Annotated in this window: 14 protein-coding genes; 8 read left to right on the top strand and 6 right to left on the bottom strand. The window is 65.1% G+C overall.

Annotation, left to right across the window (positions count from 1 at the left end; translation table 11 throughout):
- From VNH11_22790 to VNH11_22800, 3 genes are all read right to left on the bottom strand, one after another.
- Nucleotides 1-1304, bottom strand: a 1304-nt coding sequence (locus tag VNH11_22790) for a DUF1501 domain-containing protein (GenBank protein HVA49209.1), incomplete at its 3' end; no start/stop codon positions are given.
- A 352-nt stretch (nucleotides 1305-1656) separates the two neighbouring features.
- Nucleotides 1657-2772, bottom strand: coding sequence for a bifunctional diaminohydroxyphosphoribosylaminopyrimidine deaminase/5-amino-6-(5-phosphoribosylamino)uracil reductase RibD (gene ribD, locus VNH11_22795; GenBank protein HVA49210.1), 1116 nt, complete (start codon nucleotides 2770-2772; stop codon nucleotides 1657-1659).
- A gap of 48 nt (nucleotides 2773-2820) precedes the next feature.
- Nucleotides 2821-5373, bottom strand: a complete 2553-nt coding sequence (locus tag VNH11_22800) for a serine/threonine-protein kinase (protein HVA49211.1) — start codon at nucleotides 5371-5373, stop codon at nucleotides 2821-2823.
- Between the two features lie 246 nt (nucleotides 5374-5619).
- Here VNH11_22800 and VNH11_22805 point away from each other — a divergent pair, with 246 nt between their 5' ends.
- The 4 genes from VNH11_22805 to VNH11_22820 all read left to right on the top strand — a co-directional run bounded on the left by VNH11_22805 (nucleotide 5620) and on the right by VNH11_22820 (nucleotide 14658).
- Entirely contained in the window at nucleotides 5620-12438 is a 6819-nt protein-coding gene (locus VNH11_22805) for an amino acid adenylation domain-containing protein (protein HVA49212.1), read from the top strand.
- A 33-nt stretch (nucleotides 12439-12471) separates the two neighbouring features.
- On the top strand, nucleotides 12472-13257 hold the full coding sequence (locus tag VNH11_22810; protein ID HVA49213.1) for an enoyl-CoA hydratase: 786 nt from the start codon (nucleotides 12472-12474) through the stop codon (nucleotides 13255-13257).
- 46 nt (nucleotides 13258-13303) lie between these two features.
- Nucleotides 13304-13510, top strand: coding sequence for a hypothetical protein (locus VNH11_22815; protein HVA49214.1), 207 nt, complete (start codon nucleotides 13304-13306; stop codon nucleotides 13508-13510).
- 134 nt (nucleotides 13511-13644) lie between these two features.
- Complete coding sequence (locus VNH11_22820) at nucleotides 13645-14658, top strand: hypothetical protein (protein HVA49215.1); 1014 nt, start codon at nucleotides 13645-13647, stop codon at nucleotides 14656-14658.
- A gap of 90 nt (nucleotides 14659-14748) precedes the next feature.
- On the opposite strand, the gene VNH11_22825 is transcribed toward VNH11_22820, so the two are convergent.
- The 3 genes from VNH11_22825 to hemE form a co-directional block, all read right to left on the bottom strand.
- Nucleotides 14749-15183 carry a universal stress protein gene (locus VNH11_22825; GenBank protein HVA49216.1) on the bottom strand — a complete coding sequence of 145 codons (435 nt, stop codon included), beginning with the start codon at nucleotides 15181-15183 and terminating at the stop codon, nucleotides 14749-14751.
- A 122-nt stretch (nucleotides 15184-15305) separates the two neighbouring features.
- Complete coding sequence (gene hemG / locus VNH11_22830) at nucleotides 15306-16748, bottom strand: protoporphyrinogen oxidase (protein ID HVA49217.1); 1443 nt, start codon at nucleotides 16746-16748, stop codon at nucleotides 15306-15308.
- A 220-nt stretch (nucleotides 16749-16968) separates the two neighbouring features.
- Nucleotides 16969-18840: a uroporphyrinogen decarboxylase gene (hemE, locus tag VNH11_22835; GenBank protein ID HVA49218.1), complete on the bottom strand. Its 1872-nt coding sequence runs from the start codon at nucleotides 18838-18840 to the stop codon at nucleotides 16969-16971.
- A 221-nt stretch (nucleotides 18841-19061) separates the two neighbouring features.
- Here hemE and VNH11_22840 point away from each other — a divergent pair, with 221 nt between their 5' ends.
- The 4 genes from VNH11_22840 (at nucleotide 19062) to VNH11_22855 (ending at nucleotide 24301) form a co-directional block, all read left to right on the top strand.
- Nucleotides 19062-19466, top strand: coding sequence for a nucleotidyltransferase domain-containing protein (locus tag VNH11_22840; protein HVA49219.1), 405 nt, complete (start codon nucleotides 19062-19064; stop codon nucleotides 19464-19466).
- Nucleotides 19467-19818: 352 nt separating this feature from the next.
- Complete coding sequence (locus VNH11_22845; GenBank protein HVA49220.1) at nucleotides 19819-20865, top strand: hypothetical protein; 1047 nt, start codon at nucleotides 19819-19821, stop codon at nucleotides 20863-20865.
- A 160-nt stretch (nucleotides 20866-21025) separates the two neighbouring features.
- Nucleotides 21026-23644 carry a PSD1 and planctomycete cytochrome C domain-containing protein gene (locus tag VNH11_22850; protein HVA49221.1) on the top strand — a complete coding sequence of 873 codons (2619 nt, stop codon included), beginning with the start codon at nucleotides 21026-21028 and terminating at the stop codon, nucleotides 23642-23644.
- 9 nt (nucleotides 23645-23653) lie between these two features.
- On the top strand, nucleotides 23654-24301 hold the full coding sequence (locus VNH11_22855) for a Uma2 family endonuclease (GenBank protein ID HVA49222.1): 648 nt from the start codon (nucleotides 23654-23656) through the stop codon (nucleotides 24299-24301).
- Nucleotides 24302-24389 lie beyond the last annotated feature (88 nt).

The following is a 24389-nucleotide window of genomic DNA, read 5'->3' on the forward strand; positions in this document are numbered from 1 at the left end:
ATGGTCGCCGCCAGTTCCTCGGGGCGAACCGGGTTACTGGTGGGATACTCGCCGTACTTGTTGGACTTGCCGTACACTCGGCCCCCGGCGATGCCCGCTCCGGCCAGGATGGCGGAGAAACACTGCGGCCAGTGCTGGCGGCCGGGAGGATCCTGCTTCAGAACGAGGGGCGTGCGGCCGAACTCGCCGGTCACGACGACCAGCGTCTGGTCCAGCATGCCGCGCTCTTTGAGGTCGGAAAGCAACGCGGCCAGCGCCTGATCCAGTCGAGGCAAACAGAATCCCATGCCGTAAGAACCGTCGCCGAAGGCGTTGCCCATGCCCATGTTTCCGCCGTGCATGTCCCAACTGCTGCTCGGCGGGCCGGCTTTGTCGTGCTCGGCCTGCCCGGTCCAGCCGTTGACGGTGACGAAGCGAACGCCCGACTCCACCATCCGCCGTGCCAGCAGCAGGTTCTGCCCGAGCGGGTGCATCCCATATCGCTGGCGGACTTTGTCTGGTTCGCGGCTCATTTCAAACGCCTGCCGGCCTTCGGCCCGCGTCATGGCGTCGTAGGTCTTCTCGCGCAGATCGGACCAGTCCTTGACGTGCCGGAGCTGATCGAACCTGTCGGACTCCAGCCCGCCGAGCAACCGTTTGCGCGTGTCGAACCGGTCCTTATCGTAGGGGTCGTAAATCTGCGGTGGTTTGAAGTCGCTCATGGCCGGATGGTTGTCGGCCGAGCCGATAAACACGGGCGCGTAAGCCGAGCCGAGGTAGCCGCCGATGCCCAGGTTGGGCGCGCAAAAGACGGGCGGTCCCACGCATTTGATGAGCCATGCGTTGGAGACGAAATTGCGTTTGCTGGGTTTGTGTTTGGCGACGAACGAGCCCAGGTAGGGCTGATCGTCCGGCAGGCCCTCCTGCACGCGCTTCTCCGATTGGCCGCTGAGCAGATTGTGCATCGCGTCGAAGTGATTGCTGATCGCGCCCGGATGCGACATGGAATTGATGAGCGTGAAGTGGTCCGTCACCTTGGCCAGCTCCGTGTGCATCTCGTTGATGAGCATGCCCGGCACCCTGGTGGAGATGGGTTGGTACGGCCCGCGATAATCCTGCGGCGCGTTCGGCTTCATATCCCAGGTGTCAACGTGACTGGGCCCTCCGCAGAGCAGGACAAAGATGCAAGATTTGTCCGCGGCGACGGCCTTGCCCGAAGCATCGACCTTGTCGCTGCCCATCACGGCTCCCGGCATGCCGAGACTCAGCACGCCTAAACCGCTCGCGATGAGGGCTTGCCGCCGGTTCAATTCAAAATCGTTCATGTCGAATCCGCCATGCAAAATCCCGCCGTGTTTTCCGGAGTGTTCCAGCGATACCGATTCTAGCCGATTCGCCCCTGCGACTCCATCTTCCGTCGCGGACGGGCTTTGGGGCATCCGTCGAGGCGGAGTCAAAACCCACGGCTCGCGGCAGCAGGGCAGTGAAAGCACTGTTCATTTTGAAATGGTTCAACGCCCCGCTTATGGATGCGGACGTTCTTCATCATGGAAGTTTTCCATCGTTGGGGTCGAAAATTGGCAACGGCCGCGGTGTCGGTCGCTCCGATTCTGCCGGTGTCGGCCGATGCGACCGCAAGAAAAATAGCTCATTCGGCCGGCTTGTGAGGGTTGTAATTCACCTGATCTGCATTTTCCGCGTGCGGCCGGAAAAATGAAGGTCGCCGTCCACTTCTCGCCATTGCACGCCGTGCAGCGAAAGAGCGTCGGCCATGCGGGCCACGCCGGAACCGCCGACGGGCGACGGCGCTTCAACTCCGCCAACCAGTCTCGGGGCTACGAAGACATGCACCTCGTCGATCTGACCTAGAGCGAACAAGTGGCCGAGCAACCGTTCGCCCCCTTCCACCAGCACGTTGGTCATGCGGCGGCGGCCAAGCTCCGTCAGCAACTCGTTGAGCCGTTCGGCGTGGCCGCTTCCGGAGAGCGACAGCACTTCGCACCCCGCGTCAGCCAACCGGTGGCGATTCTCCGCGGGGGCTGAAGCGGCCGCGGCAACGATCACCGGAAATTCGCCCGCCGTTTGCACCAATTGACTTTCCAGCGGCAACGTCGCTTGCGAGTCGACGACGACCCGCGTCGCTCGTCGCGGCCCCGGCGGCCTGGCGGTCAACAAGGGATCGTCGCCGAGCGCGGTTCCGCTGCCGACCACGATCGCGTCGACGCGGCCGCGCAGCTCGTGTACCCAGCGGCGCGAGGCGTCGCTCGAGATCCAGCGGCTGTCGCCGGCGCGGGTGGCGATTTTGCCGTCGAGCGTCATCGCCCACTTGACGATCACCCACGGCAGCTCGCTTTGGACAAGCTTCAGATAGGGCGCATTCAGCCACCGGGCATCTTGTTCGAGCACGCCCAACTCCACCTCGATGCCGGAAGCGGCCAGTTCGGCGGCGCCGCGGCCCGACACTTCCGGAAAGGGGTCGGGCATGGCCGCGACCACGCGGCGCACGCCGGCGGCAACCAAGGCCTTTGTGCAGGGCGGCGTCTTGCCGAAGTGACAGCAAGGTTCCAGCGTGACGTAGGCCGTGGCGCCCGCGGCGCGCCGGCCGGCCAGCGAGAGTGCGTCGATCTCCGCGTGCGGGCCGCCGTAGGCGCCGTGCCATCCTTCCGCGATGACTTCGGCCCCGCGGGCAATCACGCAGCCCACCAGAGGATTGGGTTCGGCGCGGCCTGTGCCCTGCGCGGCCAACTCCAATGCCCGACGCATATGCCACTGATCGAGCTCTTTTTGGTTCATAGATCGAAAAGTTCCATGCCCGGCCGCCAGAGCAAACGCGATACCGGCCTACTCGCTCGGCGCGTGCTGCGGCGGCGTCTCGCGCCGTAGCGATTGGGCCAACTTCCGGCCGCCTTGATGATCGGGCTGGCGGGCGAACAGCTTCGCAAGCTGCTCCAGCGCGGCCTCGCGATCACCTTTGCCGGCGTAGGCCAGCGCCAGGCCGTAGGCCACCGCCTGGGCGTCCGCGCCTTCGGCGCTTGCTCGCTCCAGGTCGATCAGCGCTTCCCCGTAGCGCTCTTCGCGGCACTCGAGCATGCCGCGCTCCAGCCACGCTGCCGCCAGGTACGAGTCGAGCGCCAGCGCCCGATCAAAATCGCTGCGCGCAAGCTGGTCTTGTCCCAGCTTCAATCTGGCCAGGCCGCGGTGGTAATAGCACCAACCCGCCTGATCGGCCAGCGCCACACAAACCGTGTAGGCCGTCAGCGCTTCGTCGAAGCGCTGCAAGGCGAAGGCCGCACGGCCGTGATAGAAGTTCGACCATAACGAGTGCGGGTCGGCTGCGATGGCCGCCGTGAAATAGCGGTTGGCCTGCTCCATGTCGCCGGCGGAATAGGCGATGCGTCCCAGAGCGTAATGCTCCCGGGATGATGCGGGCGAGAGCGAGCCGGCGTTTTTGAGCGCCTTCGACAGGCACGGCCCGTCGCCCACGATCTGCGCCAGCTTGGCCTGTTCGCGCGCCAGCACGAGCCGCGCGCCGGCCAAACGCTCGGCTTCGATAAGCACGTTCAAGGCTTCTCGCGCAGCACCGGCCCGGCCCTCGTCGCCGGCGCCGCGCAGATGCACGTCGGACCAGAAAACCGCCAGGTCGACCAGATCTTGCTTCACCGGCGACTCCGACCTGGGGCGCGCAGGCTCGTGTTCGAGCATCAACTGCCGTTGTTCCCACAAGCGGTGTGCTTCGGTTTCCAGCCGCTGCGCTTCGGGTCCGGGGAGACCCTCGGCACCGTAGACCCCCCGCAGCCGCTCGACGACCTGGTGCAGCTCCTCGGCCAGGTAGCCCCGCTGCGCGACCACCGCCGCCGACTGCAAATCGCCCACCAACGTGCCGCGCCAAGGAAGATCGGCGGCCAGAAACAGCCCTCGATCGATGGCCACTTTGGCCCACTGAAAGCGGCCCGCTTCCATTTCCAGTTCGGCCTCTTTCAGTGCCCGCTCGGCTTCGAGCCATCGTTGACGCATGGTGTTGGCGATCACGAGGCAGGAAGTCACCAGCGCCGCCACCAGGAAAATGCCGATCAGCGCGTGCGGCCGCCGTCGGCGCCACTTGGCCCAGCGTTCATGCAGGCTGCGATTGGCGACGTGCTCCAGCGGCTGATGGGCGAGGTGGCGACGAAGATCGGCGGCCAGCGCGGCGGCGTTCGGGTAACGCTGAGCCGGCTCGCGGGCCATGCACTTGGCCAGCAGGTCGGCCAGTGCGGCGCTCACCTGAGGGTTGGCGCGGCGCAGCCAGCGCGCCGGCGCTTCTCCGGCCGGCGGGTGCTTGCCGGCCAGGGCCTCGCACAACAGCAGGCCCAAGGCGAACACGTCGGCCTGGCCGTCGACCTTGCAGGGAACAGGCTGCCCGGCCTCCATGGCCGCCAGCGCCGCCTCTTGCTCGGGCGCCATGTAACCGGGTGTGCCGCCCAGCCAGGGAACCACGATCTGTCCCGGCTCCAACGCCGGCTGGGCTAGGTGAAAGTCGAGCAACAGCGGCTGGCCGTCGGCGGCAATCAACACGTTCGATGGCTTGATATCGTGGTGTACCACGTTGCGTTGATGGGCGTAATCGAGGGCCTCGGCGAGGCAGGCGCCGATGGTGCAGACGGCGTCCACGTAAGATGCCTTTTCGAGGGCGCGGCAGGCCGGGCCTTGCACCGGCGGGGCCAGCCGCTCGCCCTGGGTGGCCGCCACCAGCGCCTGAAACAAATCGCGGCCGCTCCGTCTGGCCGGCGGCACCTCGGCCAACCGGTCGAGCAAACGCGACAAGCTCGCGCCACCGAAAAAAGGCATGCACAACGCCCGCAGGCCAAGCGACGCGTCGTCTTGCGCCCAGTAGAGCGGCATGATGTAGGTGTGCTGCAGGCGGGCCAGCGACAGGTGCTCCTGACCGGCCAGCGAGGCCACCTTGAGCACCACCGGCCGATCGGCCAGCGACGTCTGCTGCGCTAAATAGACGCAGCCGTGAGCGCCGTGCCCAAGCTGGTCGAGCAGCAAAAACTCGCCGAACGTTTCGCCCGGCTTGGGAAACCAGACATCGATGCTATGGCCCTCCGGCGGCTTGTCGCAGGCCAGCAGCGTTTCGATTTGCGGCCGCCAGCGGGGAAAACGCCGCAGCCATTCCGATTCCTGCATCGGGCGGCCCGACTCGCGCTGCTGGCGCATCTCCTCATAGATCAACGCCAGAGCGGTATCGGCCCGGCCGGCCAATTGCGGGTATCGGGCGAAATACTCTTCGGCGTCGGGCCGTTCGCCATCGGCCCAGCGCCGGGCAAGGTCGTCGGCCAGCCGCTGCGCCAGGGCGACCGTCGAGCCCGGCTTGAAAAACGCCGACGATTTGCCGTGCCGTGATAAGAGGCTCATTGCATCCGTTGCCCGCACGGATTCGATCGACCAACAACCGCGATCGCAAAGTATCTTATCAGGTTAACTTGGCACCGAATTTGATGCAACGATTTGGGCCGTTCGGGCGTTCCGACTGCGTAAGATGCGTAGAATATGCTAGGCTATGGTAGCCTGCCTCTTGCCTGGCGAGTTGATGTCCTGCGCGCGTCTTTACCGCCCCCACCCCACGCTGTTGTCGCTAACTTGCGTTTTCCGCAGAAGTCAATGATTGGTCAATCGCTGCCATCGTCTCCCCTATTTCGTGCTCCGCCGGAGGCGCAAACCATCGCCGACGTGCTGCGCTGGCGCGGCGAGCACCAGCCTGATGAGATTGCCTTCACCTTTCTGGCCGACGGCGAGGACGACAAGCAGCCACTCTCTTATGCCGAACTCGACCGGCGGGCGCTGGCCATCGCCGCCGCGCTGATCGACGGCGGCGCGACCGGCAGCCGCGCGTTGCTGGTCTATGACTCGGGGCTGGATTACATCGCGGCCCTCTATGCTTGTCTTTATGCCGGCGTGATCGCCGTGCCGGTCTATCCGCCCGACCCTTTCCGCGTCGATCGCACGTTGCCTCGACTTCGCTCGATCGTCCACGATGCCGGTGCGAAGTGGCTCTTGGCGACGCAAGCCACGCTCGATTGGACGCGGCCCTTGTTTCAGCACGTCGCAGGTCTTGAATCGTCGCTGGCCACCGACCAGGTCGCCCAGGACAGCCCGCATGTTCTTCCCGCCGTCGCGCTGCCGGCCTTGGACCGCGGGCGACCGGCCTTGCTGCAATACACTTCCGGCTCGACGGGCGAACCGCGGGGCGTCACCATCACGCACGCCAACCTGATGGCCAATCTGGCGTCGATCCACGCCGCGGTCGATCGCGGAGACAACGTGGCGGTCCTTTGGCTGCCCGCCTACCACGACATGGGCCTGATCGGCGGCATCTTTCAGCCGGTCTACAGCGGACGGCGGAACGTGCTGATGTCGCCGATTTCGTTCATGCAGCGGCCGGTGCGCTGGCTGCAGGCCATTTCGCGACATCGGGGCACGATCACGGCGGCGCCGAATTTCGCTTACGACATCTGCCTGCGGAAAGTCACTGCCGAAGACCGCGCTCAGCTTGACTTGAGCAGCCTCCGCTTCGCTTTGAACGGGGCCGAAGTGGTGCGGCCGGAGACGCTCGACCGCTTTGCCGAGACGTTTGCCGCGTGCGGCTTTCGCCGGCGGGCCTTCTATCCCTGCTACGGGCTGGCGGAAGCGACGCTGATGGTGTCGGGCGGCTCCGACGTTGAGGATCCGATCGTGCGATCGTTTGCCGCCGCCGCGCTGGACCGCAAACGGGCCGTCGCCGCCGACGAAAACGACCGGCACGTGCGGCGCCTGGTCGGTTGCGGACGGCCCGTCGCCGGACAACGAGTCGTGATCGTCGATCCGGAAACCCGTCAGCCGCTTGACGACGGACACGTCGGCGAAATCTGGGTCGCCGGCGACAGCATCGCCCAAAGCTATTGGAACCGCCCTGACGAGACCGCCGCCAGCTTCGGCGCCTCGCCGGCCGGCGAGCGTGAGGGCCGTTTTCTTCGCACGGGCGACCTCGGTTTCATCGACCAGGGCGAGTTGTTCGTCGCGGGAAGATTGAAAGAGCTGATTATCATTCACGGACGCAATCACTACCCCGACGACATCGAAGAGACCGTCAGTCGGACGCATCCGCTGCTGAAGAGCGACGGCGGCGCTGCGTTCGCCATCGAGGTCGGCGGCCAAGAGCGGCTGGCGATCGCGCAAGAGGTCGTCCGTCCGCGCAAGGCCGACACGCAGGCGCTGATCGATCGCATCCGCGCGCAGGTCGCCGAGGCACACGGCGTGGCACCGGCCGCCGTCGTGCTCATCCCGGCCGGCACGCTGGGCAAGACCTCCAGCGGCAAGAAGCAGCGCCGCGGTTGCCGCGACCAGTTTATTTCGGGCAGTTTGCCGGTGATTGCCGAATGGCGTGACGAGCCGCTTCGTTGCGACGGCGCGAGGCCGACGGCATCGGCGGTTGCGCCGCGAAACGAAACAGAACGAAGCCTGGCCGCTTTGTGGACTGAGGTGCTGGGGACGGAAGTGCTCGACGTACACGCCAACTTTTTCGACCTCGGCGGTCAATCGCTGCTGGCCGGCCAGTTGGCCGCGCGCATCGAAGATGCATTCGCAGTGGACTTGCCGTTGCGAACGCTTTTCTCGCGCCCGACCGTCGCCAGCCTGGCTGCCTGGCTCGATCAGCCGGACGAACAGCGGTCCGGCGATGTGCTGCCGCCTGTGACCTGCGCCGACCGGTCGCAGCCGCTGCCGTTATCGAGATCGCAAGAGCAAATCTGGTTTCTGGAGCAGCTCGAAAGCGAGCCGCGATACAACCTGACGGCGTCAATCCGCCTGCGAGGTGCCCTGGACGTGCCGGCATTACGACGAAGCCTTGCGGCGGTGGTTGCCCGGCACGAGGCGCTGCGGACGCGCTTCCCTGTTTGCGACGGCCAGCCGCGGCAAATCGTTGCCCAGCGGCAGAACTCAGCGTTGGAAATCATCGACGGAACGACCGAACCCGAGGTTGCGGTGGCTGGGGCAGAGCCGCGCGATGGATCTGGATTGCGCCTGACGCTCTGCCGCGGCGATGCCCCGGTAGCGCCACCACCGGGGCATCGCTGGCCGAGGGCGTCTTTGCAATGGCCTAGCCAAACCCGGCCAGCTTCTGCCCCAGCCACCATCGATCGTGAGACGCCGGAATGGCGGCCGGCGAACGCGAAGTTCGATTTATCGGGCGGCCCTTTGTTGCGGACCTCGCTACGACAGATAAGCGACGTGGAACACCGCTTGGTGATCGTGGCCCATCATCTGATCTGCGATGGCTGGTCGCTGGCGATCTTCCTCAAGGAGCTGGCGGAGCTTTATGCCGCGGACCTTGCCGGGCGGCCCGCCGCGCTGGACGAAGTGCTCTGGCACTATCCCGATTTTGCCGCCTGGCAGCAATCGTGCCTGGCGACGCCGCAAGTTGCCAAACAGATCGAGCATTGGAAAGATCGGCTGGACGGAGTGCAGCCGCTCGATCTGGCGACCGACCGTGTTCGTTCGGCGGAAGGCAAGTTCCGCGGAGCGGCGGTGAGTTGGACGGTGAGCGGCCGTCAGTCCGATGCGCTGTACGAATTGGCGCGTGGCGAGGGTGCCACGCCTTACATGGTTTTGCTGGCGGCCTTTCAAGCCTGGCTCGCCCGCTACGCGCGGCAACACGATGTCTGCGTGGGCTCGCCCGTTTCCTACCGGCCCCGTCGCGAGTTTGACAAGACCATCGGCTATTTCGTCCAAATGCTCGCCTTGCGGAGCGATCTTTCGGGTGGACCGACGTTCCGCGAATTCCTGGCCCACGTTCGTGAGACGGTGCTCGACGCGCTGACCAACCAGGACGCTCCGTTGCGGGCAGTCGTCGATGCGGTGTCGCCGCCGCGCGAGGCCGGCCGCTCGCCGTTGTTCAACGTCGTGTTCGTGTTCGAGAACCTTCCCTGGCAGACCGTCGAAACCGCCGGGCTGTCGCTGGGCGAAATCGAAATCGATCACACGCGCATCGGCAGCTTCGACCTGGGACTCGTCGTCGAGGAGCAGTCGAGCGGGCTGAAGGCGTCGCTGATCTACAATACCGAGTTGTTCGATGCCGGGACCGTCGAGCATATCGCGGCCTCGTTCCAGCGGCTGCTGAGCGAGATTGTCAGCGGTCCGGACCGGCCCGTGAGGCGGCTGCCGCTGGTTGATGAGCCACCGCGACGGTCAGAAACGGATGGCGCTGTTACGTGCGAGGCGTCGGCCTTGCGCGTCGACCAGCTTGTAGCCCGGCAGGTCGAGCGCGGCCCGGCGGCCACGGCCATCGTCGACGGCCCAAGGCGGTTGGGCTACGCCGAGCTCGACCGGCGAGCAAATCAGTTGGCCCATTACCTCCAGGCACTGGGCGTGCGAGAAGAAGTGCCGGTCGCCCTCTTCCTCGATCGCTCCGTCGAGCTGGTGATCGCCATGCTTGCCGTGCTTAAGGCGGGCGGCGCCTACGTGCCCTTCGATCCGCACGAATCATCGGGACGTTTGGCGCACATGCTCGCCGACGCCCAGCCGCGTGCGGTCATAACGTCGAGCGGCCTGGCCGAGCGGTTGCCCCCGCATGAAGCCGAAGAAATCGTACTCGACCGTGAGTCGCAGCTCGATCGTTATCCAACCGCTCCGCCTGACAATCGCGCCACGGCCGACAGCCTGGCATACATCATTTACACCTCCGGCTCGACCGGTCAGCCCAAAGGGGTCGAAGTTGCGCACGGCGCGTTGGCCAACCTGGTGCTCGCCATGGCCGATCAATATGAGCTGACGGCCGGCGACCGCGTGCTGCAGCTTATCTCGCCCGGATTTGACGTGGCCGCCGAAGAAATCTTTCCCACGTTGATGCGCGGAGCGGCCCTGGTGCTGGGACCGCCGACGGCGGAACTGACGGGCCGCGGCATCCTGGATATCTGCCGGCTTCAGCGGGTGACGGTGGCCCATATTCCACCGCAACTTTGGCAGCAGTGCCTGCACGAATGGCAAACCGACGACGACGAAATCTTCGAGCATCTTCGCGTGCAGGTGATCGGTGGCGAGGCCCCGCAGGCAGAGACGCTCAACCGTTGGCTCCGGCGGTGCCGCGGCCGCACACGGCTGCTGCACGAATTCGGGCTTACGGAAACCACGGTCACGAACCTTGTTTACGAGTTGCCCGCTGCGCTCGACGCCTGGCCGACCGATCGCAAGCTACCCATCGGCCGGCCGGTCGCCGCGACGGAAGTCTACGTGCTCGATGATTGCCGGCAAGGCGTGCCCGTCGGCGCGCCGGGCGAACTTTATCTCGGCGGGCCGGGGCTGGCGCGGGGCTATCACGGGCGGCCCGATTTGACACAAGAGCGATTCGTCCAGCATCCGTTCAGCGACGCGCCGGGTGCGCGGCTCTATCGCACGGGCGACCTCGTCCGCTGGCGGCCCGACGGGAATCTCGAATTCCTTGGCCGAGGCGACCAGCAGATCAAGCTGCGTGGCCTGCGGATCGAGCCGGGCGAAATCGAGCGCGTGCTGACGCAACATCCGGAGGTCGGCGAGGCCGCCGTGATCGCCCGTGACGACGCCCCTGCCGGCAAACGCCTGGTGGCCTACCTTGTGCCGGCGAACGGATCTTTGCCGGCCCACGACGCGCTGCGGGCCTGGCTGCGGAGCCGCTTGCCCGACTCGATGGTGCCCGCGGCCTTCGTGCCGCTGGCGCGTTTGCCGTTGAATCGCAGCCACAAGCTCGACCGCGACGCCCTGCCGGCGCCCGTGTGGGAAAGCTCGGCACGGTCTTATACGCCGCCTCGCAACGAGACCGAGACGATCCTGGCCGGAATCTGGCAGGAAACGTTGCGGCTCGACCGCGTGGGCGTCCACGACAATTTCTTCGAGCTGGGCGGCGATTCGATTTTGACGATCCAGGTGGTTTCGCAGGCCCGCGAGGCCGGGCTGCGGTTTGCGCCTCGTCAGATTTTCGAGCACCAGACGATCGCCGAGCTGGCCGCGGTCGAGGGCGTCATCGCGGCCGCCGAGCAGGGTCCGGTCGAGGGCGGCGTGCCGCTGACTCCGATTCAACACTGGTTCTTGTCGGACGAGGTGGTCGATCCGCACCACTTCAACCAGGCGGTGTTGCTGGACGTCGCCCCGACATTCGATCACCGCTGGTTGCCGGAAGTCGTCGATCGGCTCGTCGAGCAGCACGATGCCTTGCGACTGCGGTTCGCGCGCGGGCCGGAAGGCTGGCGACAATGGCACGGCGCGCGGGAAGGCGCGTGGCCTGTGTCGCGGTCCGATCTCTCGCAGCGGTCCGCATCCGAGCAAGGGCCGGCGTTGACGGCGGCCGCCGCCGAGTTGCAGGCCAGTCTCGATCTCGAGTGCGGCCCGCTGGCCCGTGCCGCCTGGTTCGATTTGGGGCACGGCAAGGCCCGGCTGTTATTGATCGTGCATCATCTGGTGATCGACGCCGTGTCGTGGAGGTTTCTGCTCGAAGACCTGGCGACGGTCTGGACGCAATTGCAAGCGGGCAGCCCGCCCAGGTTGCCGGCCAAGACCAGCTCGTTCAAGCACTGGGCCGAGCGGTTGGCCGGCTATGCCGAATCGTTCGAGCTGCAACACGAAGTCGCCTATTGGCGCACGTTGGCCGATCGGCGTCCGGCGCGGTTGCCCCGTGATTTCGACGGCGACGGCACGTCCGCCGATGCGGATTCAATCGTCATTCAATTTGATGCGGCGCAGACCGCCGATCTGGTCGAGAGGGCCAACGCGGCCTATCGCACGCGGACCAACGAAGTGCTGTTGGCGGCACTCGGACAGACGCTGGGCGCGTGGGCCCAGGGCGACGTGCTGATTGACGTTGAGGCGCACGGCCGCGAAGGTTTGTTCGACGACGTCGAAGTCTCGCGCACGGTGGGCTGGTTTACGGCCTGGCATCCATTCGCGGCGGTTCCCTGGCATCTGCCGCCCGGCGCTCTGTTGCGGCAGACGAAGGAATCACTACGGCGGGTGGCCGATCACGGAGTCGGCTTTGGCGTGCTGCGCTACTTGTCGCCAAGCGCGGAGACCCGGCGGCTGATGTCGGGCCTGCCGCAAGCGGAGATCAACTTCAACTATCTCGGTCGGCTGGACGATTATCTTCCCTCCGCCGGCCTGGCGAAGGCCGAAGAACCCGTTGGGCCGCCGCGCAGTCCGAATGCTCCGCGCCGCCATCTACTGGAAGTAAACGCCTACCTGCTGTCTGGCTGTTTGCGGGTGGAATGGACATATTCCCGCGCGCTCTACCGCCCTGGGACGGTCGAGCGGTTGGCCGCGGATTTTGTCGTTCGGCTAAATGCGTTGGTGGCCCATTGTCTTTCGCCGGAGGCCGGCGGTTTCACACCTTCCGATTTCCCGTTGGCGAAACTGAACGAGAGCGAGCTGGAAAAGCTGGCCAAGTTGTTGGGCGGGACCGGCGCGGACGATAAAATGACGTGACGGTTGTCCGCTTCTCTTGACGAGGATGTCAGCATGCCCCCGGCCATTTCCGAAGAACTGCTTGTCGATGTGTCCGGCGGCGTGGCCAGGCTCACGCTCAATCGGCCGGCCAACCGCAACGCGCTCAGCGAGGCGCTGTTGGAGCAATTGGCCGCTTCGCTGGCCTTTATCGCCAACGATAGCCAAGTCCGCGTCGTGGTGCTCGCCGGCAACGGCCCGGTGTTCTGTTCCGGGCATGACCTGACGGAGATGATCGGCCGCTCGCAGTCGGAGTATCACGATCTGTTTGCGCTGTGCAGCGGCGTGATGCAGCAGTTGCGGCGGTTGCCGCAGCCGGTCATCGCGCGCGTGCAGGGCCCGGCGACCGCGGCGGGTTGCCAGTTGGTGGCGGCCTGCGACTTGGCCGTCGCCGCCGACATGGCCAGCTTCGCCACGCCGGGCGTGAAGATCGGTCTGTTCTGCACCACGCCCATGGTGCCGCTGGTGCGGGCCGTTCCGCCCAAGCCCGCGCTGGAAATGCTGTTTACCGGCCAGCCGATCCCGGCCGCCCGTGCCTATGAGCTGGGACTGATCAACCGCGTGGTGCCGGCCGGCGAACTGGATGCGGCCGTGGCCGAGTTGGTCGATGCGATCGTGGCCGCCAGCCCGTTGGTGATTCGCTTGGGAAAGGCGGCGTTCTACGATCAACTTTCGCTCGACGAACGGACCGCCTACGACCGCGCCACCGACATTATGGCCGACAACGCCATCCGCCACGACGCCCAGGAAGGCATCACCGCGTTCCTCGCCAAACGCAAAGCCGAGTGGACTGGCGAATAGGATCGTGCCGCTTCCGTCCGATGATCGCGAGCGTTAGGCTGTCAGCATGGAAGTGCCACGGCTGCAACTCGATCTGCAAGCGGTGTTTTGGGTCACCGCTGCGGTCGCTTACGTTCTGGCCGTCTGCTCGCAAATGGCGCGCGGCAACTTGGCGGGCGTCGCCGCGGCCCTGTTTGCGCATTCGATGGTCTGGTTCGCGATCTGGTTTTATCGGCTCCGGCATTCGCCGGAGGCGTGGGAAGCGCTGCCGTGACAATGCTTGTGGCATCTCGATTCATCGCGATGCGACCCTTTGTGCGCCGATTCTAGCTTGTGGCGTCGTGCGATATAATCGGCCGTATGCCGCCGCGCCGCCATTCACTCCGTCTTTTCTTCACTGCGATTGGATTGCCCGCCATCGTGGTCTTTGCCGACCAACTGGCCATTAACGCCGCGTACGCCGACGATTGGAGCACGGAAACCACCGTTCCGGTGTTCGTGGGTTTTGTCTTGCAAACATTCCTGCTTTCGCAAGGCATTGGTCACTGGCTGCCTGATTGGCGCTGGCGGCTGAGCGTGCTGGCCTGGGCATTCGCACTTACCAATCTCCAGTTGTATCGCGCGGCAATTGACGGTTTCATGATCGGGTCGAATCGCTGGGACCGTTCACATCCATCGCAGATCCTGATTTACGCTGTCTTAACAGCCCAACTGTCGGCCGTGGTAGTTTGGCTGATCCTTGCAACGGTGGAGTTGGGCAGAAAGCTGCTTTTAGCGGCCATCGCCTGGACGCCGCCCTTCATCACGCTGCTGGTGATGTTTGGCGGTTATGTCTCGCACCGACGGACCAGCTTCTCGATCGCCATCCTGTTTGTGCAGTTCTTGGCGACGACGGTCGTATCGACATGGCTCTGCCTACGGGGTTGGCGGATCGTGTATCGCGCCACTCCGCTTGGCGAGGAACCTGTCGGCTGGGCGCAATTCTCGATCCGCCACGTGCTGTTAGCAACAACGGTCGTGGCGATCGCGGCGGCCTTCGCCAAGGCCGTGATGACAAACCCCGCTCGCGGCGGCCGTTGGCTCGAATTGGTGCGAGTCGCGATCGACGGAGGGTTGCTCGGTGCGCTGTCGCTCGCCGCGGTTTGGGCATCGCTCGGTTCCGGACGCTTGCATTGGCGAATGCTGCTGCTGCTTGTGTTCGCCGTCGCATCAGCGGCCCTTTTATGGTGGATCGAAGCCGCGGGGCAAGCGGTTCAGCTTCTGGCGGTTCAAAGCGCGCCCCGTTTCACCTGGCGGAACCAGCCATTGTTCGCCGGGCGGTGGTGGATCGCTTGGACGGTCCTCTCCGCGACATTCCTGGCGAGTTGGCTTTCGGTGTTGCGGGTCACCGGCTATCGCCTGGTTCGCCCGCAGACGCGATGATGGCGGCCCGTCGCAGCTCGATCTATGAGACTGCCTCGGGGCGAACGTTGGCAGACTTCCAAGAAGTTGCGGACTTGCCTCGCGCCGATTTTATTTCTTCAGCACGAGCACCGGGCAGTGGGCCAGGCGGACGGTCTTTTCGGCCACGGAACCGATCAACAGCCGCGTCAGGCCGGTGCGGCCGTGCGAGGAGAGCACGATCAGTTCGGCGTGCTCACGCTGGGCGAAGTCGGCGATCTCGTGCCCCGGATCGCCGAAGGCAATCTGCGTTTTGATGCCCGAGTAACGCGCGGCGTCGAGCCGCTCGGCAAGCGCCAGCTCGGCATGATGGCGACGGCTTTCGTCATCGACCGTAGTCCAGATCACGCCCGGCTCGGCCGGATCGAGCACCGGCAAGACGTAGATCAGCGAGACGTGCGACGCGTCGGGCACAAGTTGCAGCGCCGTATCGAGCGCCGTGAACGATTCGTCGGAGAAATCGACAGGCACCACGACACGCTGCTTGGGTAACCAGTTTGTATTCATACGCTAGTCAGACGACAATCGAGGGGCTGGCTAAGTCAACAGAATAACGGATCTTGGGCCTTGGGTCTTGGGCCTTGGGGTCTCGAAACGAAAGCCGAACAACAATCGCCGTAACCCAAGACCTAAGACCCAAGACCTAAGACCTTCCCAATGCGCTCGGCCGCCTGCTCGCCGCTGTGGATGCAATTCGGCACCCCGACGCCATGATAGGCGTTGCCCGCTAAGGCCAGCGTGGGCCAGCGCTGGCAGTCGCGCTCGATTCGCTCGACGAGCTCGACGTGCCCAAGGTGATACTGCGGCATGCTCGCCGGCCAGCGGACGACCCGCGTCAACTCCGGCTCGCCTTGTGCGCCGATAAGCTCGCCCAACTCGGCCCTGGCCAAAGCGATCAGCTTGTCGTCGTCCAGATCGAGTTGTTCCTGTCGCTCGGCGCCGCCCAGAAACACTCGGATCAGCGCGCGGGCGTCCGGCGCGCGGCCGTCGAATTTGACGCTGCTGTAACTTGCCGCCAGAATGTGCCGCCGCTCCAACGACGGCACGACAAAGCCAAAACCATCCAGGCTCCGTTCAAACTGCTCTTGTCGATAGCCCAGGGCCACGATGACGCTGCCCGCATAAGGGATCTTTTTCAGCTCGCCGGCCAGTTCTTGATCGAAGCCTTCCAGAAGCTTCGCGGCGGCGGGCGCGGGCAGGGCCAGCACGATGGCCTCGAATTGCTCGACGCCCTCGGCCACCGACAGCAGCCATTTCCCGTCGTTCATCGCGAGTTTCGTGACGGCGGCACCCGTGCGAACGCAACCCTCCGGCAAACGGCTGGCGATGGCCCGCACGAGACTGCTCATGCCTTCGTGCGGAGCGACGAACAGCCCATAGCGGGCGCCGCTGGAGGCCGACGCATCGGCGCTGCGGCCGCGTTCCTGCCAGGCTGCCCGAATCAGGCTGCCATAGCGGCGTTCCATTTCGACAAACCTCGGCAACGCGGCCGCCATGCTCAGGCGTTCGGCGTCGGCCGTGTAAATGCCGGCGACCAGCGGCTGCACGAGACGTTCAAACGCCTGGCGTCCCAATCGCCGCCGGGCGAACGAGGCCAGGCTCTCATCGCCCTTGCTTTTCCGCCGCGAAACGAGCAATTCGCCAAGCACGCGCAGCTTGCCGGGCCAGCTCAAAAGCGGCGACCGCACCACGGGCCAAAGCTGTCCGGGAGCCAGCAGATGAAACCCGATCGGAACGGGCAACAGTCGCCCGTTGCGGACGACGAACGCCCGTCGCTGCGACTCGCGCGTCGGCAGCAACTCATCGGCCAGTCCCACGCGACGGCAAAGATCGACGCCCCAGGGAACATTGGTGATGAAGTTGTCGGCGCTCAGCTCCAGCAGGTAACCGTCGCGCCGCTGGGTTTCAAGCACGCCGCCCAAGCGATGGCCGGCCTCGAACAAAGTCACTTGCGACTGTGGGGCCAGCTCGGTCAGCCGATGCGCCGCGGCAAGTCCCGTGATGCCGCCGCCGACAAGAGCGATGCGTGGAGCGTCAGAATTCAAGGCGGCAAGCGGTGTGCTGTCAGTCATGCTATGAGGGACCAATGCGGTGGCTGGGGCAGAGCTTGGCCAGGTTGAGGTTGCTCCTTGATTCAGCTCGACGGCCAAGCGATGCCCCGGAACCGACGCACCGGGGCATCGCTTGGCCGTCACGCTGTGCAAAGGTGCTGACCGTTGCCCGGCCAAGCTCTGCCCCAGCCACCGCAACGGCGTTATTCTTCCGCGCATGCACTATGTACACCGCTGGCAATCATCCCCGCTGCGGCCCGAGCTCATGGACGGCATCGACCAAGGCAACCACATTATCCACCGGCGTCTGCGGCAAGATGCCGTGGCCAAGGTTGAAGATGTGGCCAGGCCGTCCGGCCGCCTGCCGCAAAACGTCGTGCGCCCGGCGGCGAATCTCGGCGCGGTCGGCCAAGAGCACCAGCGGGTCGAGATTGCCTTGAATCGCCCGTTCGCCGATCGCTCGCCAGGCGTCGTCGAGACGAATTCGCCAGTCGACGCCGATCACGCCGCCGCCCGCTTCAGCCATCTGCGGCACCAAGGCCGGATTGCCGGTCGCGAAGTTGATCAGCGGCACGCCAGGCACGATTCCCTCGATGACGGTCTTGGTGTGCGGCAACACGTATCGCCGGTAGTCGTCCGGCCCCAAGCATCCCACCCAGCTATCGAAAAGCTGCACGGCCTGCGCCCCGGCGGCAATCTGGGCGTTGAGATATCGTGTCACCGACCTCGCCAGTCGCCCCATGAGCGCATGCCAGGCCGGCTCGTCGCGATACATCAAGGTCTTGGTGTGCAGATAGCTGCGGCTGGCGCCCCCCTCGATCGCATAGCTGGCCAGCGTGAACGGCGCTCCGGCGAAGCCGATCACCGGGATCTTCTCGTCAATGCCCGCCCGCGTCAGGCGGACTGTCTCCATCACGAAGTCGAGCGCTTCGACGCTCTCCAGCTCCAGCAGTCGGTCGACGTCGTCGGCCTCGCGAACGGGGTTGTGGATCAACGGCCCTTCGCCATGGGCGAATTCCAGGTCCATCCCCATTGGTTCGAGAATCGGCAGTAGGTCGGAGAAGATGATCGCCGCATCGACGCCCAAACGACGCACCGCCGCGATCATCACCTCGGCACACAACGCGGGGTTTTTGCACAGATCGAGAAAGGTGGTCTTTGCCCGGACCTCGCGATATTCGGGCATGTAGCGTCCGGCCTGACGCATGAGCCAGATGGGCACAATCGGGCACGGCTCGCGGCGGCAGGCTTTCATGAACGGACTGTCGTACCAGGCCGGACGCGGCTCCGTGGCAGCCGGTTCGTGGCGAATGACCGGCCCGCTGCGAACGCGGACGCGTCGGCGCTTGGCCGCCGCCAGGTCGACGGCCCGCGCGGCGGCCACCTGCACGAGCTGACCCATCTTGGGATGTTCCGGTTCAAGGTCGACCGGCAGCTCGCACTCGCGCAGCATCTCGCTGGTGGTGGGACCGATCGACGCCACCACCACGCTCTGGAACGCCTCGCGCACCTCATCGGCCAGACCGAGCCGTTGTGCCAGGCCCAGCAGGTTGACCACCTGGTGCGCCGAGGTGAACATCGCCACGTCGATTTGGCCATCGACCAGCCAGCGGAGGTTGCGTTCCAGCGGGCCGGTGTCTTCGGGAAAGTCGTAGTTATAAAGCTTCACCCGCCGCACCGACGCGCCGCGGGCTTCCAGTCCCGCGATCAGGCTGGTGTTGGGCAGGCCGTACTCTTGCAAGGCCACCACCTGGTTCGAGACCGGCACGTGTTCGTCGACGGTCTGCAACAGCTCGCGCCAGGTGTTCGGTTCGGGCACGCGAAAGCTCGGCTCGACGCCCAGTTCTTTCAAGGCGGCCAAAGGCTTCGGCCCGCGCACGATGGTGGTCACGTCGGAGAGGCAGTTCAGAAAGCGGCCGCGGTCGAGGTGCCGCTCCAACTGGCTCATGAGCTGCCGCACGCCGACGCCGGTCAGAAAGAGCACGACGTCGATTTGCCCGCTGATCAGCTCATGGCCAAAGTCGATGGCCTCGCGCGAGTCGCCGACGGGCACTTCGCGCATGGAGGGGCTGACGGAGGACCGGCCGCCGAACTTTTCGATGAGGCGGGTCATTTCCAGCGCGCGTCGGCTCTCGAAGGCGGCCACGCACAGGCCCGCAAATCCGGCAGTAGAGGAAGCCGACGACAAAGAACAAAACTCCCGCAGTGTAGATCGACGACGTTTGACCGCTTTGATGCTAACCAAGCCATTCGCCGGTGAACAGGTTAGATCCATCGGAATTTCTTCCCGCTTCTCGCTGGCCCTGCGCGGCGATCAGGAGCTACAATGAGACAATGGTCACAGCGTCGCAAAAACCGAAATCGAAAAGGCGTGATTCGACGCGCTGGTATCGAGGCCCCCACGTCCCCACGTCGGTCATCCGCCGTTTTGCGCGGGACGTGGCGGAGCGCTTTCAGCCGGAGACGATCGTCTTGTTCGGCTCGCACGCCTACGGCCGGCCGCACGAGGACAGCGGCGTGGACATCCTGGTCGTCATGCGCGCCCGAAACCAACTCGACCAAGCGGCGCGAATCAGCCAGGCGATATCCCCGCCCTTTCCGCTGGACATCGTCGTGCGCACTCCAAAAAATCTGCGCTGGCGATTGGCGGAGGGAGATTCGTTTCTCAGCGAGATCATTGCGCGCGGCAAAGTTTTGCATGAAAAAACTGACGGCGGTAGTGCAGGTAGTCTTCGTTGATGAGCTGCGTGCTGTTCTCGGTTTGCCACCAGCTTTAGAGATCGTCCTGCTTGCGGAAAAGATGGGCAAGTTCGTTTGTACGGCCGGAGGCCGTCGTAGCCGCGAAGCGGCGTGATTCATCAGCCCAGGGTGCAACCCCGGGTGGACGTGCCCAATGCAACATCGTAAGCGGGTAAGGCAGAGGCCACTGCCCGATGGCTGTCATCTTTTCGTCGCAGCCGCATTGCTGGCGGTTTGCAGCACCGCGTGCGCTCAGCGCGCCGCGCCGGGTGAGGAGATCGAGCCTTCGCTCGCGCCGCGCCTCCGTCGGCCGGTGGCTCTTGCCTTGCTGGACAACGACCGGTGGCTTTTCGTGGCCAACCAGCGTAGCGGCAGCGTGTCAGTCGTCGATCCGGCCATGAACAAGGTTGCGGCCGAATTCGCCGTTGGCCGGCGGCTGTCGGACCTCGTTGCCTTGCACGACGGCCGGCACCTGGTGGCCGCCGATGAGGCCGCCGGGCAACTGATTCTGTTGCGGTGGCGAGATGGCACGCTCAGCGAAGAGGGCCGGCTTGACGTTCCCGCCGCGCCCGTCAGTCTCGAGCTGTCCGCCGACGGCAAGCTGCTTGTCGTGGCCTCGCGCTGGGCGCACCGCGTGGCGCTCGTCGAGGTATCGTTCGGCGAAGAAGGCACCGATGGCTGGCGGCTTGCCAAGGTTGTCGCGATAAAGTTCGCACCAGGCAAGATGTGCTTCCTCGAGCGGGATTCCAAACTGGCCGTGGCGGATGCCTTCGGCGGCCGGCTGGGACTGGTCGACGTTGAGCGCGGCAGGCTGCTCTCCGTGCGAGAGTTGCCGGGCCACAATCTTCGCGGACTGACGTTGACCGCCGATGGCCGCTGGCTGCTGGTGGCGCAGCAGGCAATCAGTCGGCTGGCGCGGGCCGATCGCGAAGACATTCACTGGGGTACGCTGCTGCGGAACAATCTGCGCTGGCTGTCGCCCGAGTACGTCGCCGGTGAGCATGCCGACTTGCTGGCCGCCAGCCGCCTGGAGTTTCTGGGCGGTACGGGCAACGGCGCCGCCGACCCCGGCGATGTGGTGGTCCTGTCTGGCGGCCGTATTGCCATCGCCGTTTCCGGCATCGACGCCGTCCTCCTGGGGCGAGCGGGCGCCCTCGGCTATCAGCGCGTTGCCGTTGGCCGGCGGCCCACCGCCCTCGCCGCCGGCTCGGACGGCAAGCGGATCTACGTCGCCAACACGCTGGCCGATTCGATTTCGGTGATCGATGTGAGCGAGGGACGAGCCGTCGCCGAAATTCCGCTCGGTCCGCAGCCGGAGTTGTCGTTGGTCGATCGCGGCGAGCTGCTCGATGAGCAGTGCTTGTCCCTCAAGGCCCGCTCGATGCTGCTGGATGGGTAGCTCCGCGCCGCTGCCAAGGGCCGCTTCACATGGGGCGGATGAAGAAGCTTCATGGTGTTGTTCCTGAGAGGACAGGGATAGCCGCCTCGGCGTGCGGCTGGGTAGAATGAATCGACTTTCGCCGATGGATAGTACCACGATGATTTTTAAGCCCGACATCATGTTCCGAGCCACCGTGCCAGCCTTGCTGACGATCTGCCATATCGCCATGCTGCTGCCGGCAAGCCGCGCCGCGGCAGACGATGCGGCCGCGCTCGAACTGTTCGAGACACGGATCCGCCCGGTGCTCGTCAAAGAATGCTATCAGTGCCACTCGGCGCAGGCGGCCCAGCAAAAGAAACTCAAGGGCGGCTTGCTGCTCGACACTCGCGAAGGCGCACGCAAGGGGGGCGAAAGCGGGCCGGCCGTCGTGCCGGGCAAGCCCGACGAAAGCCTGCTGGTCAGCGCCCTGAAGCACGAAGATTTCGAAATGCCGCCCAAGGGCAAGCTGCCCGACGCGGTCATCGCCGATTTTGTGAAGTGGGTCGAGCTGGGCGCCCCCGACCCGCGCGCGGGCACGGTCGCCGCGGCCGGGCGGCAGATCGACATTGCCGCCGGCCGCCAGTTCTGGTCGCTCAAGCGGTTCGAACCGGTCGCGCCCCCCGAGGTCGCAGACCGTGGTTGGGTCCGGACGCCCGTCGATCAATTCATCCGCGCCAAGCAGGAAGCACTCGGCCTGAAGCCGAACGGCCCGGCACCGGCGCGCGTGCTCATCCGTCGGGCCTACTTCGACCTGATCGGCCTGCCGCCCGCGCAGGACGAGATGGAGAAGTGGGTGGCGCGGTTGACGGGCGGCAACGGTGAAGCGGTGAGCGACCTGTCCGCTTACGCCGAGTTGATCGACCAGCTCTTGGCAAGCGAACATTACGGCGAGCGCTGGGCGCGGCACTGGATGGACGTGGCGCGCTTCGCCGAGTCGCATGGTTATGAACAAGACTACGACCGGCCGACCGCCTATCACTATCGCGACTTCTTGATCGAGGCGTTCAACGCCGACATGCCTTACGACCGGTTCGTCCGCTGGCAGTTGGCCGGCGATGAGCTGTCGCCCGGCGATCCGCTGGCCTGGATGGCGACCGGTTTTTTGGGGGCGGGCGCGTTCCCCACGCAGTTGACGGAAGCCGAGTTCGAGTCGGCCCGTTACGACGAGCTGGACGATATGGTGGCCACCACCGGCGTGGCCTTTCTGGGACTGTCGGTCGGCTGCGCGCGGTGCCATGACCACAAGTTCGATCCGGTCCGCAGTGACGACTACTATCGGCTGGCTTCGACCTTCACCACCACCATCCGCAGCGAGATCGAGCTCGACTTGCAGCCGCGGGAAAATGCGCGGCGCAAGGCAGAATACGAGGCGCGGCTGGCCGAGCTGACGGGCGAGGTTGCCAAGTACGAACGCGAGGTGCTGCCCGGCAAGCTGAGTGAATGGTTGGATCACCCCAACACCAAACATGCGATCGGCCGCTTTCGCCTCTCCGTGACGCGCCAGGCCGACGCTCCGCCGACGGTCGGCAATGCAGGCCCCGATGCCAAAGTGGTCGATGCGATTCTGCGGCTCAAGCAGTCGGGCGAGCGCGAGGGCGCCGATTGGCAGACCGCGCTCGGCTGGTACAAAACGACGCTCGACGACTGGCGACAGCTCGATCAGAGCCTGTCGGACTTGAAGAAGGCCGGGCCGGGGTTGCAACTCACCAAGGTGCTGGTTGCCAGCGAGGGATTGCCGCACCTGCCCCATCATGCCGACGACCGCGGCTATCCGCACTTTTACCCGGAAACGTACTTTCTGCGCCGCGGTGACGTGAATCAGAAGGGCGACGTGGCGGCGCCGGGTTTCTTGCCCGTACTGTTGCGCGAAGGCGAAGATGGTACTCGGTGGCAGCCGGCGACTTCGGTCGACGCTTCGACAAAAAGCAGCTCTCGCCGCAGCCGCCTGGCCGCTTGGATGACCGACGCCGAGCACGGTGCCGGGCACCTGGCGGCACGCGTCATGGTCAATCGTCTCTGGCAACACCACTTCGGCCGCGGGCTGGTGGCCACGCCCAACGATTTCGGCTCGTCCGGCGAGCGGCCTACGCACCCGGAGCTGCTCGATTGGCTGGCCCAGGATCTTGTCGCCAATGGTTGGCAGCTCAAGCGGCTGCACAAGCTGGTCATGACCAGCGGCGTCTATGTGCAGTCGGCCGATTTCGACGAAGCACGGGCGAAGATCGACCGCGAGAACGCCTACCATTGGCGGCGCACGCCGCGCCGCCTGGAGGCCGAGGCGGTCCGCGACTCGATGCTGGCCGTGAGCGGGCTGCTCGATCCGGCCATGTACGGCCCCGGCACGCTCGACCAGAATATGCGCCGCCGCAGCGTTTATTTTTTCATCAAGCGCAGCCAGCTTATTCCGATGATGATGCTCTTCGACTGGCCGGAGCACCTGGTGAGCATCGGCCAGCGGGCCAGCACGACGATTGCACCGCAGGCCCTGATGTTCATGAACAGCCCGCAAGGCCGCCAATATGCCGAGGCGTTTGCCGGCCGGCTGAGCGATGTGGCCGAGGAGCAATTCGTGCCGGCGGCCTACGGTTTGGCCTTCGGCCGCAGGCCCGGCACCAAGGAACTGGCGTTGGCCGCGCAGTTTTTGGCGAAGCAATCGGCCGCCCATGCGTCGGCGGGTCGCAAAGACGCGAGTTCGGTGGCCAGGGCCGATTTCTGCCAGGCGTTGATGAGTATGAATGAGTTTATATATATGGAGTAGCAAGGACCAATGGCAACCGTCGAGCAATTGTCGCTGGCCCCGGAAGACCGGGTCGTGTTGTCGGGCATTCCGTGGGAAACTTACGCGCGTCTGCGCGATGGCGAAGAGAACTACCGTGTCCGCATGACTTACGATGAAGGGACCCTGGAACTGATGTCGCCCTCGCCCGACCATGAAGCGATCAAACGGTTGATCGGCCAGATGATCGAAGCCCTCACTGAAGAATTGCGCATCCCGCGGAGAAGCTTGAGCGCGACAACCTGGAAGCGGCCTGAGCTGGCCAAGGGACTTGAGGCCGACGAATGCTACTATGTTCTTAACCACCACCGCGTACGCGCACGCCGCAAGGTCGACCTGGCCGTCGACCCGCCGCCCGACCTGGTTGTCGAAGTCGAAATCAGCCGTAGTGCCGTCGGACGCCAGGCCATCTACGCCGCCCTGGGCGTGCCCGAAGTCTGGCGTTGGCGCGGCGAAGCTTTGACCGCCTGGTCGCTTGGCCCCGACGGGCAATACGTCGAACGCGAATACAGCTTGAACCTGCCCATGCTGCGCGTCAAAGACCTGGAACCGTTTCTCGACTTCGAGCGGAGCGTCGATGAATCCGCTTGGATTGCCGACTTCCGTGGCTGGGTGCGGCAGCGGTTTGCGACACCGTGATGGAGTGCATCGCCGTCGGGCCTCGCCTCGTGGCAAGCGGGCCGACGGGGCGATAGAATAGTGCCATCAGTAATCGGAGAAGCTCTCG

The sequence above is a fragment of the Pirellulales bacterium genome (assembly GCA_035533075.1).
Taxonomy (GTDB): Bacteria; Planctomycetota; Planctomycetia; order Pirellulales; family JAICIG01; genus DASSFG01.

Bases quoted from the DNA above. Each gene is read 5' to 3' on its own strand.
- hemE (HVA49218.1), bottom strand. From the start codon at position 18,840: ATGACCCGCCTCATCGAAAAGTTCGGCGGCCGGTCCTCCGTCAGCCCC.
- VNH11_22840 (HVA49219.1), top strand. From the start codon at position 19,062: ATGGTCACAGCGTCGCAAAAACCGAAATCGAAAAGGCGTGATTCGACG.
- VNH11_22810 (HVA49213.1), top strand. From the start codon at position 12,472: ATGCCCCCGGCCATTTCCGAAGAACTGCTTGTCGATGTGTCCGGCGGC.
- VNH11_22850 (HVA49221.1), top strand. From the start codon at position 21,026: ATGTTCCGAGCCACCGTGCCAGCCTTGCTGACGATCTGCCATATCGCC.
- VNH11_22805 (HVA49212.1), top strand. From the start codon at position 5,620: ATGATTGGTCAATCGCTGCCATCGTCTCCCCTATTTCGTGCTCCGCCG.
- VNH11_22800 (HVA49211.1), bottom strand. From the start codon at position 5,373: ATGAGCCTCTTATCACGGCACGGCAAATCGTCGGCGTTTTTCAAGCCG.
- VNH11_22815 (HVA49214.1), top strand. From the start codon at position 13,304: ATGGAAGTGCCACGGCTGCAACTCGATCTGCAAGCGGTGTTTTGGGTC.
- VNH11_22855 (HVA49222.1), top strand. From the start codon at position 23,654: ATGGCAACCGTCGAGCAATTGTCGCTGGCCCCGGAAGACCGGGTCGTG.
- ribD (HVA49210.1), bottom strand. From the start codon at position 2,772: ATGAACCAAAAAGAGCTCGATCAGTGGCATATGCGTCGGGCATTGGAG.
- hemG (HVA49217.1), bottom strand. From the start codon at position 16,748: ATGACTGACAGCACACCGCTTGCCGCCTTGAATTCTGACGCTCCACGC.
- VNH11_22825 (HVA49216.1), bottom strand. From the start codon at position 15,183: ATGAATACAAACTGGTTACCCAAGCAGCGTGTCGTGGTGCCTGTCGAT.